General features: G+C 53.8%; 17 protein-coding genes. 8 read left to right on the top strand and 9 right to left on the bottom strand.

Going from position 1 to position 16,967, the window contains the following annotated elements; translation table 11 throughout:
• Positions 1 to 473 precede the first annotated feature (473 nt).
• Both NYE69_RS25180 and NYE69_RS25185 read left to right on the top strand, forming a co-directional pair.
• On the top strand, positions 474 to 764 hold the full coding sequence (locus tag NYE69_RS25180) for a hypothetical protein (RefSeq protein ID WP_340928421.1): 291 nt from the start codon (positions 474 to 476) through the stop codon (positions 762 to 764).
• A 17-nt stretch (positions 765 to 781) separates the two neighbouring features.
• Entirely contained in the window at positions 782 to 976 is a 195-nt protein-coding gene (locus NYE69_RS25185) for a hypothetical protein (protein WP_340928422.1), read from the top strand.
• Between the two features lie 444 nt (positions 977 to 1,420).
• On the opposite strand, the gene NYE69_RS25190 is transcribed toward NYE69_RS25185, so the two are convergent.
• The 6 genes from NYE69_RS25190 to NYE69_RS25215 form a co-directional block, all read right to left on the bottom strand.
• Positions 1,421 to 1,999, bottom strand: coding sequence for an NAD(P)H-dependent oxidoreductase (locus NYE69_RS25190; protein ID WP_340928423.1), 579 nt, complete (start codon positions 1,997 to 1,999; stop codon positions 1,421 to 1,423).
• 155 nt (positions 2,000 to 2,154) lie between these two features.
• Entirely contained in the window at positions 2,155 to 2,991 is an 837-nt protein-coding gene (locus NYE69_RS25195) for a carbohydrate ABC transporter permease (RefSeq protein WP_340928424.1), read from the bottom strand.
• Positions 2,991 to 3,881: a carbohydrate ABC transporter permease gene (locus tag NYE69_RS25200; protein ID WP_340928425.1), complete on the bottom strand. Its 891-nt coding sequence runs from the start codon at positions 3,879 to 3,881 to the stop codon at positions 2,991 to 2,993. The genes NYE69_RS25195 and NYE69_RS25200 overlap by 1 nt, the downstream gene beginning before the upstream one ends.
• A gap of 11 nt (positions 3,882 to 3,892) precedes the next feature.
• Positions 3,893 to 5,242: an ABC transporter substrate-binding protein gene (locus NYE69_RS25205; protein WP_340928426.1), complete on the bottom strand. Its 1,350-nt coding sequence runs from the start codon at positions 5,240 to 5,242 to the stop codon at positions 3,893 to 3,895.
• 194 nt (positions 5,243 to 5,436) lie between these two features.
• Positions 5,437 to 7,218 (bottom strand): cache domain-containing sensor histidine kinase, encoded by a 1,782-nt coding sequence (locus NYE69_RS25210; RefSeq protein WP_340928427.1) that lies wholly within the window; start codon positions 7,216 to 7,218, stop codon positions 5,437 to 5,439.
• Between the two features lie 9 nt (positions 7,219 to 7,227).
• Positions 7,228 to 8,826 (bottom strand): response regulator, encoded by a 1,599-nt coding sequence (locus NYE69_RS25215; protein WP_340928428.1) that lies wholly within the window; start codon positions 8,824 to 8,826, stop codon positions 7,228 to 7,230.
• Positions 8,827 to 9,128: 302 nt separating this feature from the next.
• Here NYE69_RS25215 and NYE69_RS25220 point away from each other — a divergent pair, with 302 nt between their 5' ends.
• Positions 9,129 to 9,359 (top strand): hypothetical protein, encoded by a 231-nt coding sequence (locus tag NYE69_RS25220; RefSeq protein ID WP_051985353.1) that lies wholly within the window; start codon positions 9,129 to 9,131, stop codon positions 9,357 to 9,359.
• A gap of 81 nt (positions 9,360 to 9,440) precedes the next feature.
• Here NYE69_RS25220 and NYE69_RS25225 read toward each other — a convergent pair whose 3' ends face one another.
• Positions 9,441 to 10,223, bottom strand: a complete 783-nt coding sequence (locus NYE69_RS25225; protein ID WP_340928429.1) for an SDR family NAD(P)-dependent oxidoreductase — start codon at positions 10,221 to 10,223, stop codon at positions 9,441 to 9,443.
• A gap of 605 nt (positions 10,224 to 10,828) precedes the next feature.
• A complete protein-coding gene (locus NYE69_RS25230; protein WP_328271940.1) occupies positions 10,829 to 11,497 on the bottom strand; it encodes a bifunctional 2-keto-4-hydroxyglutarate aldolase/2-keto-3-deoxy-6-phosphogluconate aldolase in 669 nt (222 codons plus the stop codon).
• A gap of 215 nt (positions 11,498 to 11,712) precedes the next feature.
• Between NYE69_RS25230 and kduI the strand changes: the two genes are divergently transcribed.
• The 3 genes from kduI to kduD all read left to right on the top strand — a co-directional run bounded on the left by kduI (position 11,713) and on the right by kduD (position 14,307).
• Entirely contained in the window at positions 11,713 to 12,546 is an 834-nt protein-coding gene (gene kduI / locus NYE69_RS25235) for a 5-dehydro-4-deoxy-D-glucuronate isomerase (protein ID WP_155619942.1), read from the top strand.
• 220 nt (positions 12,547 to 12,766) lie between these two features.
• Positions 12,767 to 13,519, top strand: a complete 753-nt coding sequence (locus NYE69_RS25240) for a DeoR/GlpR family DNA-binding transcription regulator (protein ID WP_340928430.1) — start codon at positions 12,767 to 12,769, stop codon at positions 13,517 to 13,519.
• 35 nt (positions 13,520 to 13,554) lie between these two features.
• Entirely contained in the window at positions 13,555 to 14,307 is a 753-nt protein-coding gene (kduD, locus tag NYE69_RS25245) for a 2-dehydro-3-deoxy-D-gluconate 5-dehydrogenase KduD (RefSeq protein WP_326044246.1), read from the top strand.
• A 343-nt stretch (positions 14,308 to 14,650) separates the two neighbouring features.
• Here the strand turns inward: kduD and NYE69_RS25250 are convergent, their stop codons facing one another.
• On the bottom strand, positions 14,651 to 15,601 hold the full coding sequence (locus NYE69_RS25250; protein WP_340928431.1) for a DNA-3-methyladenine glycosylase family protein: 951 nt from the start codon (positions 15,599 to 15,601) through the stop codon (positions 14,651 to 14,653).
• Between the two features lie 162 nt (positions 15,602 to 15,763).
• On the opposite strand from NYE69_RS25250, the gene NYE69_RS25255 reads away from it, so the two are divergent.
• A complete protein-coding gene (locus tag NYE69_RS25255; RefSeq protein ID WP_326044244.1) occupies positions 15,764 to 16,375 on the top strand; it encodes a bifunctional transcriptional activator/DNA repair enzyme AdaA in 612 nt (203 codons plus the stop codon).
• A 48-nt stretch (positions 16,376 to 16,423) separates the two neighbouring features.
• Positions 16,424 to 16,951 (top strand): methylated-DNA--[protein]-cysteine S-methyltransferase, encoded by a 528-nt coding sequence (locus tag NYE69_RS25260; RefSeq protein WP_340928432.1) that lies wholly within the window; start codon positions 16,424 to 16,426, stop codon positions 16,949 to 16,951.
• Positions 16,952 to 16,967 lie beyond the last annotated feature (16 nt).

Consider the following 16,967-nt stretch of genomic DNA (forward strand, 5'->3'; position numbering starts at 1 on the left):
CGACCTAAGGCAGCGAGACGACAAACAGTGAACGTGGGAACCCGACCGTTCCGCCCGCACGGGCCGGACGCTTCGTTGATGTGAACGGAAGGGGACGGAGGAACCGTAGTAATCCGCGATGGGGAAAGCCCATTACATGGTGAAGGGTTCCAGTCTAAAGTGAGGTGCGTATCTGCCGAGTAGACCCCCGCAACGAGTACATATGGGGGCGATTGCGCTATCTTCCTTCGCTCAAGCCTTCTACAAAGGCAAGAGATTCGAAACGCAAACACACCTGGCGCGACGTAACACGATTGCGCTGCAATCGCCACTTTAGATGGAGAGCCGGATGCGTTGAAAGGCGCACGTCCGGTTCGGGGAAGGGCCCGGGCGTCCAACTATCCTCACGGATGGGTCGGCCCGGGCCTATTCTACAAATACGCCATGCCGTGGGGGAGTTCGATGCCAGGGAACTGCTTTCTGGAGACGTGAAGGTGAACAGCGATCAGTATGGGCGTAATCCGTCCCGGTGTCAGCTTTCGCATCCGTACGCCTCGGCGGTCGTAGCCGGCTGCACGGTCACGGAGTCGGGCGAGCCGGAGCACGTCAAAATCCGCCTGGTGCCGCATAAGCGGGGAGGCGAAAAAAGGGCAGACCGTCACGATCTAACCGCGTTTATTAGCGGGCATGTGGATGTCCGTACATCGGCAGTACAGTCGTTCCCTCTGGCCTTTCGGCTGTATGCGCCCTTGCGGAAAGTGGTTAAGAGGCGTGGGAATCGCTGAAGAGTACGTATGGAGCCTTGGGACTGAAGCATCTGCAGGCGTACCTGAACGAGTACACCGTACGCCGCCGGCTGCGCCTGCCCGGAGGACTGCCCGGAGCGGAAGAAACGATGCGGCAGAAGTTGCTGCGCATGTGTGTGGCGATTCCGGCGCTCCCTTACCGCCGGCTAATCGCGCACCAACCGAACCAGCCCCTTGCGGCCGCAGCCTGATCGAGACGCTGGAACGGTGGGGGGAGTTTGATGCGGAGCAACTTGATGGGTGGGGATGAGCATGAACAGTGCGGACGTTGCTGCAGACGGAAGGGTTCAGGCTACAGCAAAATCACGGTCTTTTCGTTTCCCTCGTGTCTTGTCCTTGATCTCCTGTATTGATCTCCTGTATTGATCTCCTGTATTGATCTCCTGTATTGATCTCCTGTATTGATCTCCTGTCTTCATCTCTTGTCCGGTCTGTTTCACCTCATCTAAACCTGATTCTTTCTCCTAAGCCCGTTTAAATTATCTCGAACCTATCTGCTTCTCCACCAAATACTTTCTTCTCCCGAGCTAGTCTGTTTCTCTGCTACCTGATCAAAGGGGATAATCGTGCAAAGAGTCCGGACAGCGGAAGTTGATCTGCCTACCAAACGCCTTTCCGCATTTCTTTTATGAATCTTATAAAGAATTAATTGTTTCTTCAACCTCTTTCAAATATCCTTTGAGGGCTTCTTCACCAACGCTTGGAACATTGCCGAACAGCAGATGTCCAACGGATTCAATGCCCGTGAAGTCAAAAATGCCCGTTGTCGCAGTAAGTTTCAGCGCTTCGCTCATGCCGATTTGATCGTAAACTTCTTTAGGCGTACCGTGAGTGTTGATGATCAGCCCTTTTTTGCCTTTCAGCAGCTTATCAATGCCTTCAGCGCCATAAGCATAAGCAAAGCCGTATGAGAATACCCGATCCACGTATCCTTTGATAATCGCAGGCAATCCCGCCCACCAAATGGGATAAATGAACGTAATAACGTCCGCTTGTGCGATATATTCCTGTTCCGTTTTGATATCCGCAGGAGTTTGTCCGGCCTTCATTGCTTCCGTATCTTCGGGTTTAAGAACAGGCTGGAAGCCGAGCGCATACAAATCACGTACGACAACCTCATGTCCTTTGCTTTTCAGCGCACCTGCCGCAGTCTCTAGAATGGCGTGGTTGAAGCTTTCTTGGCTAGGATGAGCATAAACGATCAAGTGTTTCATGACTAGTACCTCCGCATTAGCAATATTTTTGATTATTATTGCAAACTGCGTAGATATCCATGTAATGTAAATTGTACTAATTCCGAGCATAGCAAAAGACGACCTCGCCGAGTTTGACTGAGGCCGTCATTAACTGTCTTTTTAAAAAGTCTCCCTCAACCTTTCGTCGCTCCCGCTGCAATGCCCTTGACGAAATATTTTTGCAGGAGGATAAAAGCGAGCAGCACAGGGACAACTGACATCGTTGTACCGGCAAAAATCATGTCCCAACGGGACGAAAATTCCCCGATATACCGGTATATTTCCACAATCATCGTCTTCGGTTCGCCGGACGGCAAGACGAGCATCGGCATCAGGAAATCGTTCCAGATTCCCAGACCGTTCAGGACGACCATGCTGGCCGTCACCGGGCCAAGCAGCGGGAACACGATGTTCCAGAAAATCCGCACCCGGGAGCATCCGTCGATTTCCGCCGCTTCCTCGATCTCCGCCGGAATCCCTTTAACGAAGCTGGAATACAACAGGCTGCCGAAGCCAACCGAACCGGCGACGTAGATCATGATCGGCCCCGCCAGGCTGCCGTAAAGCCCCAGCAATTTGAGCTCTTTGAACAGGGGGATCATGTAGGCTTGGAACGGAATCATCATCCCGGCGAGGAAATACAGAAAGACGAATTTCGTCCATTTCGCGTTCCGCCGCTGAATGGCGTATCCGGCCATCGGGATGAACAGCACCTGGAATACGATCGACACGACCGTCAAAATCAGGCTGTTTACGATTGCGTGCGGGTAGTTTGTTTCCGTCAGCAAATATTTGAAGCTTTCCAAGTACAACGATGCCGGAAGAGCGACCGCGTCTTTCATGATTTCCGCGTTGCTCTTAAAAGCGGACATGATGTTGAAGAAGATCGGGAAGAAGAAAAATACCGCCGCGATGACCGTCACCATTAGTATCAAAACATCGATCACAAGCTTGCGTGCTTTCAGCGACATCACATTTCGACCTCCCTTTTTTGGAGGACTTTCACTTGCAACACGGTAATGATCAAAATCATGAAGAACAGCACCATGGCCAGCGCCGTCCCGAACCCTTGCCGCAGCTCGCCGAACCCGACCTTATAGATCAGATAGGTTAAGGTTTCGGTTTCAAAACCGGGACCGCCGTCCGTCATGACCGCGATCTGGTCAAAAATTTTAAGTGCGCTGATCATGGACAAGACCATACATACGGTTACCGATCCCGCCAGCAGCGGGAACGTGATGTGCCGGAACTGCTGCCAGCCGTTTGCGCCGTCGATGCTGGCCGCTTCGTTCATTTCATGGGGAATACCCTGAAGTCCGGCGAGATAGATGATCATATAATATCCGGCGCCTTTCCAGACCGTTGATAAAAGAATCGCCAGCATGGCAAAGCGTGGATCTCCGAGCCAATCGACCGCGAAAGCCCCGAGGCCGATCTTGTCCAGCACTTGGTTAACAACGCCGAAGTTGTAATTCAGCATCATCGCCCAGACGAACCCCATCACAATACCGCTGAGCAACGTGGGGAAATAAAAGATGCTGCGGAATATTTTGCTCAGCCAACGCACTTTATCGACCAGCATCGCAAGCAGGACGGCGAACAAGTTCTCAAGAACGACAAGGCTGATCGTTAAAATTAGCGTGTTTTTCAGCGCATTATGGACGCGCGGACTGTTCCAAATTTCCACGAAATTGGCCAGTCCGATAAAACGTACGTCAGCGCTAATGCCGTCCCAAGACGTGAAGCTGTAATAGATGCTGCCTAACGTCGGAACGATCACGAACAGGGTATACAAAATAAAGGACGGTAAAATGAAGAACAGCGCATAGGACGGCCATTTTATCTGCTTTTTCATAGGCATTGCCGGATTCCTCACATCGCGTTGGCTTTAACTTGGTTGTCGTATTCCGTGTCCGCCTGCTTCATGTAATCCAGGACGACTCCATCTTTTGCGACCAGTTCCTGAAGCAGCTTGTAGTACCAGTTGCGAAACTGCGGCGGAATTTGATTTTCGCCCCACCAGTTGTTGATCGCCAGCGATTTTTTGACATTCGGGTCGGCCATCAGCTCGAGCACCACCTGCATCTGCTCGCTGGATTCATAAGTGACCTGCTCTTTGGTCGAAGGAATCGCATTGATGCTGGCCAAATAGAGCGAATAGTTCTCCGGCTCAAAGAAAAAGCGGATAAACTGTTTGATCGCTTCCACCTTATCCGCGTCTTTGGACGCTTCCGTGGAAATGGACCAGCCGGCCGGGGATGACAGACCGATTACGTTCACATTGCCTTCGCGGTCAGGAAGCGCATAGAAGCCAAATTCGAAGTTTGGGTCGGCTTCGGCGATTTGCGTGAACATCCATGTTCCGGAATACAACTGCGCCGCTTTTCCGCTTACCAGAAAGGATGCGGTCTGATTGTCGCCCGTGCTCAGCCAGCCTTTATCGACGTAGTTTTGGAACAGTTCCTTATAGTCCGTCATCGCTTGCACGACGTTCGCGTCGGTGAAGCTCACCTGTTTGGCCGTGCGTTTCGAGTTCCAATCCGAATCGTTCGCATACACCTGGTCGATCAGGAACTTGTTGACCCAAAAACCCATATGGAAAATGTCTTTGCCGCCGACCACGATCGGCGAAATGCCGCTGGCCTTCAGCTTCTCCTGAATCTCAATGAATTCGCCGTACGTTTTCGGCAGTTCGGTGATGCCGGCCTGCTCATACGCTTTCTTGCTGTAAATGATCCCCTGCGGCGAGTTCACCTGCAGCGGCGCGTTCCATACTTTGCCGTCGACCTTTGGCGGGTCGTTGAACAACTCCAGTAAATCGGATGGCAGTTCTACGATTTTGCCCGCGTCGGCAAACACTTCCGTATCGCGCATTTCCACCAGGTCCGGGAACTCGCCGACCGCGTCCTTCGTTTTCAGCCAATCCAAATAAGCGGCGGACGTCGTTTCGCTGATATCTTTGATTTTGATCTGCGGATTCGCCTCCATAAACCGCTGGACCGTATCGGCGATCGCTTTTTTCGTGGCGGGATCGCCGGAAGCGTAGCCGATCGTAAAGCCGACCTCTTTCGGAGCATCTCCCCTGGCAGCGGCATTTCCATTGCTGCCGGTTGAAGGCGTTGCCGCCGTATTTCCGCCGGAGCTGCCTCCGCCGCATGCGCTCAGCACCATGGACGCCGCCAAAACCAGGGCGGAAAGTTTTGAGCCTCTTTTTTTAGCCATCTTTCAGGTAACCTCCCTTTTATCCTGCGAACTGGAAACGAATAAACGATGTGCGCATCATCGCTTTGAAAACGCTTCCTTGGTTCAAGCATAACATTTGCCTTTCTCGGGCTGAATGAACTTTTTTAAGCTTCGCATGCGTTGTTTTTAAGAAGGCCGAGGGCAGCCGCGCGCACAAAAAACGAACGGAAAATTCATGTTCCCGTTCGTTCCGCCGCGCTCTCCTCCACGATGGGAAAAGTGAGCACAATCGAGGTGCCGAGATGCTCCCGGCTGTTGATGACGATCCCATAGGCTTCGCCGAATACCGATTTGATCCGTTCGTGCACGTTTTTGAGCCCGACGTTTTTGCCGGGAGCTTCAGGATCGTTCAGCGCGCGGTTCAAACTCATCAGCGTATCGGAACTCATTCCGGCGCCGTCATCGTAAACCGTGATGACAATGGTCCGCTCGCGTCTTGCGACGGTAAGCCCGACCGTACCTCTCCCTTGCTGCTTTAACCCATGCTGGATGGCGTTCTCGACGATCGGCTGCAGGGAGAGCTTTAAGATGTGCCAATTCAAATCCACTTCCGGAGCCACATGGCAATTGAACTCAAACCGCTGATCGTAGCGGACCGAAATAATGTAAAAATAGTCTTTAATATTGTCCAGCTCGCTGCGGATGCTGACCTTCTCCTCGCCGTAATCGATGACGTATTTGAGCTGATTGGACAGGGAGAGGATCATGTCGGCCACTTCATGGTCGTCTTTATCCACCGCGCTCATCCGAATCACTTCAAGGGTGTTGTACAAAAAATGCGGCCGGATTTGGCTTTTCAATGCGTTTAATTCCGTCTGTTTCTGCTTGATCTGGGCCACGTAAGCTTCGTCGATGTACGCCCTCAAACGGTCGACCATCCGGTTGAAGCTGTGGCTGAGCCTGCCGAGCTCGTCGTTGCTGCGAATCTCCACCCGCGAATCGAGGTTTCCCGATTCGACCTTGGCCATTTGCTTCATCAGCTTGAGGATCGGCGCGGACAAGCGCTTAGAGAACCAGGCGCCCATCACGACAAGCGCAAATGCACACAGCCCGATGGCGATAAACACAGTCATTCGCACCGACAACAGCTGCTCAAACAACGAGGCGCGATGAATCCGCGCGGTAAGGCTGCCTTTTAGAAACGGGATCGGCTCCGAGATCACCATCATTCCTTCATCCGGCTCGGGCTTATCCTGTTCCCCAGGCGAACGGGCCTCCTCCCCCCGATTGCTGAAATAGACGTTGCCGTCCCCGTCCAGCAGAGCCAATTCGTCTTGCTCCCGCAGATGAAGCTCCTTAAAATACTGATCGAAAATCGCAGCGTCCACGTCCAGGAACAACGTGCCGACGATTTTAGGCTCGGCCGTCACTTTGCCGGATATATCGATCAGGCTGCGGCCGATGGTAAACACTCTGCGGCCCGACGCCGGATAATAATCGTCGGTATGCGTAGGGAAGATCGCGACTTTGGAAGGATTGGCGCGCATTTGCTCAACCCATGCTTTATAGGGCAGCAGCTCCGCTTCCATCCCCCGGTTTTCTTTTTCCTGATAAAACAGCTTCCCGTCCCGCTCCCGGACAAAATACACGCTGCTGATGTAATTGTCGCTGTACAGCAACGTCTTTAGAAACGAATCGATCGGAATATTGTTGATTTGCTCCAGTTCATTGACATTATAGGTTTGGTTTTGGGTGGAGCTTTCGATGAAACCTTCGTATTTGCCGGTATACATCAGCTTCGACACTTCGTTGTATTGGTTAAACGCGGCGTTTAGGTTGTAGCTCATGTACATGACCATCTGCTGCAAATTTCCGGCGGTATACCGCTCCACATACCCCGTAAACGTGTTCACCGAAAAAAGGCTTAACGCAAACAGCGGCACCAGCCCGGCCAGGATGAACGCCCCCGCGAACTTGACGAAGATACTGGTGAATTTGGATCTCCTTAAGCGCATCCGCCTCTCCTATTCCACGCCGGCGGATTGCCGGTATTCCTGCGGGAGTTTGCCGTACATCTTCTTGAACATGTCGCTGAAATGGCGGGCGTTGTTGTAGCCGACGCGTTCGGCGATTTCATAGATCATCAGGTCTGTCTCCAATAGCAACCGAAGCGCATGCTTCATCCGTTCCTCCGTCAAATACTGCTTGAAATTTTTTCCGGTATGTTTTTTGAAAAAGCTGCTGAAGTAGTACGGGTTCATATAAATCATAGCGGCCATGGACTCCAGCGTGATGTTTTCGGCGTAATGCTCCTCTATATACGTTTTGACCCGGCGCAGCTCAGCGATTTCTTTGTTTGCCAACTTATGGACGATCTGTTCGCAGGCGCGCTCCACGATCGCCGCAAACTCCTTCTTTACGCCTTCATAAGCCGCATGCCCCGACAGTCTGGCCAACAACGCGTTGGGATCGTGGCCTGACGCGCTTAACTGGATGCCAATTTTTGCCATATGCTGATCCAGCAGTTGGATCGCATTGTACACGCTCATCACGGCCAGTTGCTTACTGCCCGCCGCCCGCCGCCGGGTCGCCGCAAGAAGCCGGTTCACCGCCGCATGCAGTTCCTCCCTGTTCTGCGACATCAGCGCCTTGGCTATGTTCTCCTCCAGCTCGGCGATGCTGCATAACTCTTCCGAATGATCCGCCGCGGTTTCATCCGTCTCGTTCACCCGGTTAAGGCCGGTGAAATATTTGTGGTTAAGCGCTTTCAATGCGGCGCGGTAGGAATCGGAGGCCGCCTCGATGCCGCATACCGGCCGGCCTATTCCCAGGGAAACCGGCAATTTGAGGAAAGCGTTGATCTTCCCGTGCAGGTCGTACGCCAACTCACGCGGCTCGTCCGCGTGTTCATGCTGGATCAAGATCCCGAACCTTCCGTCTTTATGGAACATCAAGCCGTTGCCGCCGGGCTCGATCGTTTCTTTGATTATGTTGTGCAGGGCGAAATGGACCAGCTTCCGCTCCCGTTCTTCCCAGCGGGAGGAGGCGCTTCCCATCGTTTCATCCGGCTCCAGCAAACAGACGCTCGTATGCCGGCTCAGCGCCACCGCGCCCATGCGGGTTAATTCGGAAGCTGCCCGCTTGTCCCCGTCCATCAAGCCGTCCAGCAATTCTTCGATCGTCACGGTACGTTGTTTCCGCTCATAATGGGTCAGCTTTTCCCTGGCCCGCTCGCCTTCGTTTTCCTCGCGGATCAGCGCCGCCGCCTTGCCGACGACGCTTTCCAAATGCGCTTTGTTCACCGGCTTGACCAAATAGTCTACGGCGCCGTATTGAATCGCCTGCCGGGCATAAGCAAACTCCTGGTATGCACTTATGAAAACTACTTTTACCTGCAGGGATTGTTCATGGATCTCGCGGATAATGTCGATGCCGCTGCATCCCGGCATGCTGATATCGCTGATGATCAGATCCGGGCGGCATTCGCGCAGCAATTGTCTCAATTCGTTGCCGTCATTGGCCTCTCCGATCATCGAAAACCCTAATTTTTCCCAATCTATCAGTTTTTTTAGCCCGCGCAATATGACCGGCTCGTCGTCCGCCAATAAGACCCTGATCCTCATGCCGCATTCCTCCCATTACAAGGGTATAACACCGAGCTCAAACGAACTGGAACGATTACGTGTCTTCCATTATACAGCTTCGTCACTTCGCTTTAACATGCAGGTTTTCTCAGCTTACCGCTGTTTTTTAAGCTCCATGTGCTATTTTTTAAGTTCCTTGCAGCCCGGCATGCACAAACAGGCCGCCAAGCGGTTTAGTCCGCACGGGGCTTGCAGATTATACGCATGGTACAAACCAAGCAATCAATATATATGAACAGCGAATACTGTTTCTTACACTACGGAAAAGGTGGAAAAATCACATGGCCGAAACGAAACATCGCCCCTTTATATTTGTAACGATCAAGGCGTCCACGATCCGGAATTTTATCATCCTGGATTTAATCGCCGGGACCGGACTTTACTACCTGATTAAACTGGCTACCGCGAGCGCATTGCTTGGCACGGTGGGCAGCGCTTTGGGAACGGAAGGGATGAAGCGAATTCCCGCCTTGCGGTTCGCCAAAGTTTATTTTTCAACCGTAAAGAAGTAAAAGCGGTCCCGCCTTTTCCGGACAGGACCGCTATAGATAGGTTTCAAGCCCCCATTCACCTGCGTTGACGAGCCGCCCGCGCTACAGCACCGCCGCGGAACCTCCGTCGATGTTGACCGCCGTGCCTGTAACATACGACGCGGCATCGGAAACCAAGAAGGCGATCACCTTCGCCGCCTCCTCCGCCCGGCCGATGCGGCCAAGCGGGATGCCGAAGCGGGGATCGGCGGCAAATTGCTCCCAGGTAAGCTCCGGAGCCGTGGCCCGCCATTTCCGCTCGATCTGATCGCTGCGGATGAGGCCGATGCAAACGGCGTTGACGCGAATGTTGTCGCGCGCCAAATCCTTGCTCATCGCCTTCGTTAAGGCAAGCCCGGCCGCCCGGCTGACCGAGGTGGGCAGCGAGGAGGCGCCGGGCGCTTTGCCGCTGATCGCGGTGACGTTGAGGATCGCGCCGCTTCCGTTCTTTCGCATATGAGGGATGGCCGCCCGGGCGAAGTTCACCGCCCCGAACAACTTGAGATCGAGGTCGGCGCCCCACGCTTCCGAATCCACCTGTTCGAAGGGCTGCGCAGCCGAAGTTCCGGCGTTATTCACCAAAATATCGATGCCGCCAAACTGCTCCGCCGCCCGCTCCACCGCCCGGCGCGCCTCGGATTCTGAAGAGACGTCCGCCTGCAGGATAAGCGGCTTGACTCCCGTTTGTTCCATCAGTTTAGCTTCCGCTTCCTTCAGTGCCTCAAGCCCGCGGGCTACAAGGGCCACCTGCGCCCCTTCGCCGGCGAGCGTCAAGGCCGTAGCCAGACCGATGCCTTTGCTGCCGCCCGTGATGATCGCCCGCTTTCCCTTCAGTCCCAAATCCATGCCGCATTCCTCCTAAATAGAGATATTGTTGCTGATTAAGCCGGATCGCTCGGCTGCCAAGGCCGTCCTAACTACATCCCTCCACCTCACATTGGAAAAATCCAATAGATTGGCGAACAACGACCGAAATTTTGGCTCCTCACTTGGAAATATCCAATAGAATTCGTTCTAAATGCCACTAGCGCCTGCATTAAATCCGCCAAGATACATTTTCTCGCCACCACATTCTAACGGTTGCCACAGCCGCTATTTGCTCCAATATCTCCATTTTCAAATTCTAACGGTTGCCATAGCGCTTATTTAGCTAAAACCCGGCGATTTGGGCTCAGATTAGAGCAGATAACCGCGCTCACAACCGTTAAAATTTAGAAAGGGGCTTTTTTGGCAAAATAGCGACTAATACAACCGTTAGATTTCTGGCGTGATCTAGGTGTGCCAGAGATTTTGTGCAGGCGTTAATGCAACGCCAGTGTCAAAATGGTCTCATTGGATATTTCCAATCAGAACGCTTGAGCAGCCGCACGAAATCATCGCAGCCTGCTTTATACGGCTAGTTTGTCCATTCGTACGGCTGAACACAGCCGGTGTTATATTTTCCGCGGAAGTTATTTCAATCCCTTGGCTTTCAAATATTCTTCCTTGTACGCCGCGGCCTTTTTGGCGATCAGCGAGAAATTGCGCTGCTTCACCGCTTCGTTCGTCAAATCGGAGCCGATGCCGACGGCCACCGCGCCAGCTTTGATCCACTCGCCCAAATTGTCCAGCGATACACCGCCGGTCGGCATGATGTTGGCTTGCGGCAGAGGCCCTTTGATCGCCTTGATCATCGAAGGATCATACAGGTTGCCCGGGAACAGCTTGACGATGTCCGCCCCCAGCTCCAGCGCCTCCTGGATTTCCTTGATCGTCATGCAGCCGGGCATGACCGGGATGCGATAGCGGTTGCACAGCAGCACCGTATCGCGGTTCAGCGACGGCCCGACGACAAATTGAGCGCCGCTCAAAATAGCCGCCCGCGCCGTCTCGGGGTCGAGCACCGTACCGACGCCGATAATCGCATAATTCGCCGCCTCCTTCGCATCCCAGGAGTATTTACGGGCCAGTTGCTCGATCGCCTGCAAGGCGAACGGGATCGTCATCGTAATTTCAATCACTTTGATGCCGCCGGCAATCGCCTGTTCGGCCATTAACACGACTTCCTCCGGCGTCTCGCCGCGCAAAACCGCGACAACGCCTTCCTCTACGATTTTTTGTACGAGCTGCAGCTTTTTCATAGGAATTCCTCTTTTCTGTATATGTTCTAAGATAAATGTAATCTAAAACGAATCTCAATTCCACGTCACACGCTTTGCCGTTCAATTTCGGCTCTCCTGGATGGCCGGGAATTGCTGTGACAAATGACACTTGCCAAACGAACCCAAATGGGATTAATATGAACCTATATGAACATTATACACCCAAACAAACAAAAAAAGGAGACGATAGAAAAATGGAACGTCGTTATGCCTCTCATCCGAATGAAGTGAAACAGTTCGATACGGCCCGGCTGCGCCAGGAATTTTTGATTCCCAGACTGTTTACGCCGGATAAGCTTGAATTGGTGCTCACGCACGAGGATCGCCTGATCGTCGGCGGGGCCGCGCCGGTAAATGGCGAGGTGAAGCTTGAAACCGATCTCAAGGAGCTGGGCGTATCCTATTTCCTGGAGCGGCGCGAGCTTGGCGCCATTAACGTCGGCGGGCCGGGATCGATCGTGGTGGACGGCACCGAATACGAATTGGACACCAAGGACTGCCTGTACGTGGGCAAAGGATCGCGGGAAGTTATTTTTAAGAGCAAGGACGCGGCGAAGCCGGCGAAATTCTATTTGAATTCCGCTCCGGCCCACAAGGAATTTCCGACAGCCAAAACGACTTTGGCCGAGGCGGAATCGGCCGCGCTCGGTTCGATCGAAAATTCCAACGAGCGGACGATCCATCGTCTGATTCACGAAAACGGCATTCAAAGCTCCCAGCTTGTGATGGGGATGACCCAGCTCAAGACGGGCAACATGTGGAACACCATGCCGGCCCACGTGCATCCTCGCCGAATGGAAGCTTATATGTATTTCGATCTGCCGGAGGACTCCATTGTGGTTCATCTGATGGGCGCCCCCGACGAAACCCGCCATATCGTGATGCGTAACGAACAGGCCGTCATTTCGCCGAGCTGGTCGATCCATAGCGGCGTCGGTACAAGCAATTATACGTTTATCTGGGGCATGGCCGGCGACAACAAAGCTTACGGGGACATGGACGCCGTGGCGATGAAAGATTTAAAATAAGAAAGGTTGTTCGAAAAGTCATCTTTTGATCACGAAGCTGGTCAAGAAGCTTAATCGACATCGAATCTTGAATTCAGCTGGGCCTTCCGTTGCTCACGTAGGTTATCCTACGCTCCGCTACTCAGTCCCTGCTTCATTCAACCTTCTCGGTGCTGAAAACCTGACTTTTTGAACTCTTATTTTAGAAAGCAAAACCTTAACGGAAGAGTGAAGCTATACGATGAGTCAGATACGGCGGTACGAGAAAATCATGGAGATTCTGCTAACGAACAAGGAGATTACGGTAGCGGAATTAAGCGAAACTTTGGGGGTTACCGGCAAGACGATCCGTGAAGATCTCGCCAAGCTGGAGGAGCAGGGCCTGCTGGTCCGCATACATGGCGGGGCGGTGCTAGCGCAAGGGGACCAATTCGGGATATTGCCCTCCCGGGAGCCTTTGGCCAAGCATGCGGAGGAGAAAGCCGACATCGCGCGCAAAGCGCTGCTTCATATCGAAGCGGACGACATTATCGCCCTGGACGGAGGCAGCACCACGCTGGAAATCGCCCGCCGGCTCGACAACCGCCCGCTGACCGTCATTACCAACGATGTATATATTATCGGCGAACTTGCCGCCAAAGACCAGATCCGCCTCGTTGTTCCGGGCGGCTACCGGGTCCGCAACATGCTGGCCGGCCCGGAGGCGGCGGCTTACGTCAAGCAGCTGAACATTCAAAAAGCGTTTATCTCGGCGACAGGAATCCATCCGGAACATGGGCTGTCGATTTATACCGGCGATCTGATCGGCCTCAAGCGCGCTATGATCGAAACGGCCCGCGAGACGATCGCCGTCATGAACCATCAAAAATTCGGACAAACGGCGCTGCGCACGTTCGCCGCGCTCAAAGAACTGTCGCGGATCATCACCGACGGCGGACTTAGCGCCGACACGGCGCGCAAGTATGAACATACCGGGGTCATTATCGAGCATTGAAACGGAAAATTGAAATGATAAGGAGTGTATTTTTCATGAAATGGTTTGATTTAACGGGGAAGACGGCTTTAGTTACGGGTGCGGCCGGCGGTCTCGGCCAGGGAATCGCCGCAGGATTGGCCGAAGCGGGAGCCGACGTCGTCAGCGCTTCATTAGGCTCCAGCGCGGAAACGGTTGAGAAAATTAAAGCGTTCGGCAGAAAAGGGGCGGAAATCATCGTTGATTTGAGCGATCACAGCAAGCTGCAGGAGACGTTTGACAAAGCGCTGGGGCTCACCGGACATATCGACATTCTCGTCAACAATGCCGGAATTATCCGCCGCACGCCGGCCAAAGACCACAGCGAAAAAGACTGGTTCGACGTCATTAACATCAACCTGAACACCGTGTTCCTGCTGTCGCAGATCGCCGGCCGCCATATGATCGAAAGAGGCAGCGGCAAAATCATCAACATTTGCTCGATGCTCTCCTACCAAGGCGGGATCAACGTTCCCGGCTATACGGCCAGCAAGCATGGCGTGGCCGGACTGACCAAAGCGTTCGCCAACGAGTGGGCGGAGAGCGGCGTTCAAGTGAACGGGATCGCTCCCGGCTACATGGCTACGGACAACACGGCGCCGATCCGCGCCGACGAAAACCGCAAGGCTTCGATTACGGACCGCATTCCCGCCGGCCGCTGGGGTACGCCGGACGACGTGAAAGGCCCGGCCGTATTCCTGGCCTCCGCCGCTTCGGACTATCTCAACGGGCACATTCTGTGCGTCGACGGCGGCTGGATGGCCAGATAATTTTAAAAAGGTTGTTCAAAAAGTCGTCTTCCCATGACGAAGCAGTACAGGGAGAGGACTCGACGTCGAATCTTGAATTCAGCTGGGCCTTCCAAGCGGATGCTTCCGAAGCATGTTTCCTTCGGAAACATTTGACTCACGTAGATCTGTCTACGCTCCGCTACTTTCGTCCCTAGCTTCTTTCAACTCAAGCGTTTTGAGAAAACGCACTTCGGAAGCATAAGCTTCGGTCCTGAAAACCCAACTTTTTGAACTCGCACTTAAACGGAAATCACCTGCAGGCAGCTCCGGATATCTTTCACGGCGGCTGCCTGCTTCCATACTCGCCGGTAATTATCAAATGCTAATACAGCACTCTCCACAAGTAGAAGGTCGCATAAGACTCCCACTTTTTCCAGCCTTCCGCCCATGCCAAAAGCTCCTTTCTGGCCGGCTTCCGGTCCATTCCAAGCACATGCTTGACCGCGTTATGCAATCCGACATCGTCAACCGGAAAAGCGTCCGGCATTCTGAGGCAGCGCATCAGCACGTAATTGGCCGTCCACGGTCCGATCCCGCGGATACCGACAAGCTGTTTCTCCGCTTCCTTGATCCCGCCTGCCGCCCGCAGCCCTTCCTTCGTCAATTCTCCCGCAGCGATCAGCCGGGCCGCCCCGATCAGGTATTCGGATTTTTTCAGGGTCATGCGGACTCCCTCCAGATCCTGAACGTTCAAGGCGGCGATGTCCCCGGCGGAAGGAAATACAAGGTACCGTTCTCCCTCACAATCCACGGACCGCCCGAACTGCTCAACGAGGCGGCGCTTTAAGGTGTAGGCAAAAGCCAGATTGATCTGCTGGCCGATAATCCCCCAGGCTATGGCTTCGAACAAATCCGGAATTCCCATATTGCGCAAACCATAAAATGATTCCACCGCTCCACGCAGCAGCGTATCCTCTTTCGCCAGCTCATAAAACGGCCGTAAATCCGTATCCAAATCGAACCAATCTCTGACATAGCGGGCCACCTCTTCACGATCCCGCTTCCGGGAAGGCGCCGTTCCGCCGAGAAAGCGGACCGTCAGCGCATCGCTCCCGTCCGCGCTGATCTCTACGACGGGAACTTCTCCGCTTTCCAGCGGGATGGCTTTATACACCCGCTGATCGCCGATGCGCAACAGACACTCATTGGACGAACGCGACAAATACTTCATATTTTCGGCAAAACTGAATTCCTCGGGAACCGGCAGCCTCAGCATATGCCCCTGATCTTCCCAAACCGCGTCCGGCTTCCCCGGATAAAATCGGTTATTCATCTACCCAACTCCCTCACTTTGGCGTCCGCTCCTACCGTCGGCTTCTTCATTTATAGTTTTAACATGATCCGCGATCCTATCATTTCGTTATCTTGCTTTTCCATTCGAAAAGCATGGCTTGGTCCGGGAGGCAAAGGTATACTGAATCTGGAGGTGATCTTTATGGCAGGAGGCAAGTATCCAACCGTTGACGAGGGACGTGAAGATATTCGCACAAAGCGTGGTGACATCATTAGCGAAGAGCAGTGGCAGGCGATTATCCATAACGATGCTGCATATGACGGAAGGTTTTTTTACGCGGTAGCCAGTACGGGGATTTTTTGCCGGCCATCGTGCAAATCGAAGCCGCCCAAGCGGGAGAACGTGCGCGTATTCGCTGGTGCCGAGCAGGCCAAAGCCGCCGGGTTTCGTCCGTGCAAACGCTGCAAGCCGGAGGGCTGGCCGCTGCCCGACACGGAATGGGTAGAGCAGATCGCCGATTACATTGATGCGCATTACCAGGAGAAGCTGACGCTGGAAACGCTGGCCGACATGTGCCACGGAAGCCCCTTCCATTTGCAGCGGACTTTTAAACGCGTCAAACGGATGACCCCCGGAGAATATATCCAGCAGCGCAGAATCAATCAGGCCAAGCAGGCGCTGCTCCATTCGCGGCGAACCGTGGCGGACATCGCCCTGGATGTCGGCATCGGCAGCCCGGCTTATTTCATCACCTTGTTTAAAAAAACAACCGGACTTACGCCTGCGGAATATCGAAAATCGCAAATGCGTTGAGCGCCGGAAACTACAGCGATCTATCACTTTTGGAGGTGCCTTACCAATATGAAAACAACCCAAGTCCAAACCTTATTCTGGTCGCAGCTTACCGATCAGGATTGGAACTTATATATCTGCGCAACGGAGAAAGGGTTAGCATATGTCGGTTCTCCGGCCTGGCCTTTTGCCGATTTGGAGGCGTGGGCCGGACGCCGCTTCCCCGGCAGTCCGCTCGTCCGTGACGAAGGCAGGCTGAAGCCGTATGCGGCCGAGCTGACGGAGTATTTCCACGGCCGGCGGCAGCATTTTACCGTCCCTTTCGACCTGCAGGGAACCCCGTTTCAGCTTGCCGTATGGGAGGCTCTGTGCGCCATTCCGTTCGGCCAAACCCGCTCCTATTCGGACATTGCGCAACAGATCCGCAAACCGTCCGCAGTGCGGGCCGTCGGCGCGGCGATCGGGGCCAACCCGCTGCTCGTGACCGTCCCCTGCCACCGGGTCCTCGGCAAAAACGGCGCGCTCACCGGCTACCGCGGCGGCCTGGAGATGAAAACCAGATTGCTTGCGTTGGAAAAACAAACATTTTACAAATAAATCAATGATAGACATA

This window comes from Paenibacillus sp. FSL R5-0527 (assembly GCF_038008055.1).
Taxonomy (GTDB): Bacteria; Bacillota; Bacilli; order Paenibacillales; family Paenibacillaceae; genus Fontibacillus; species Fontibacillus macerans.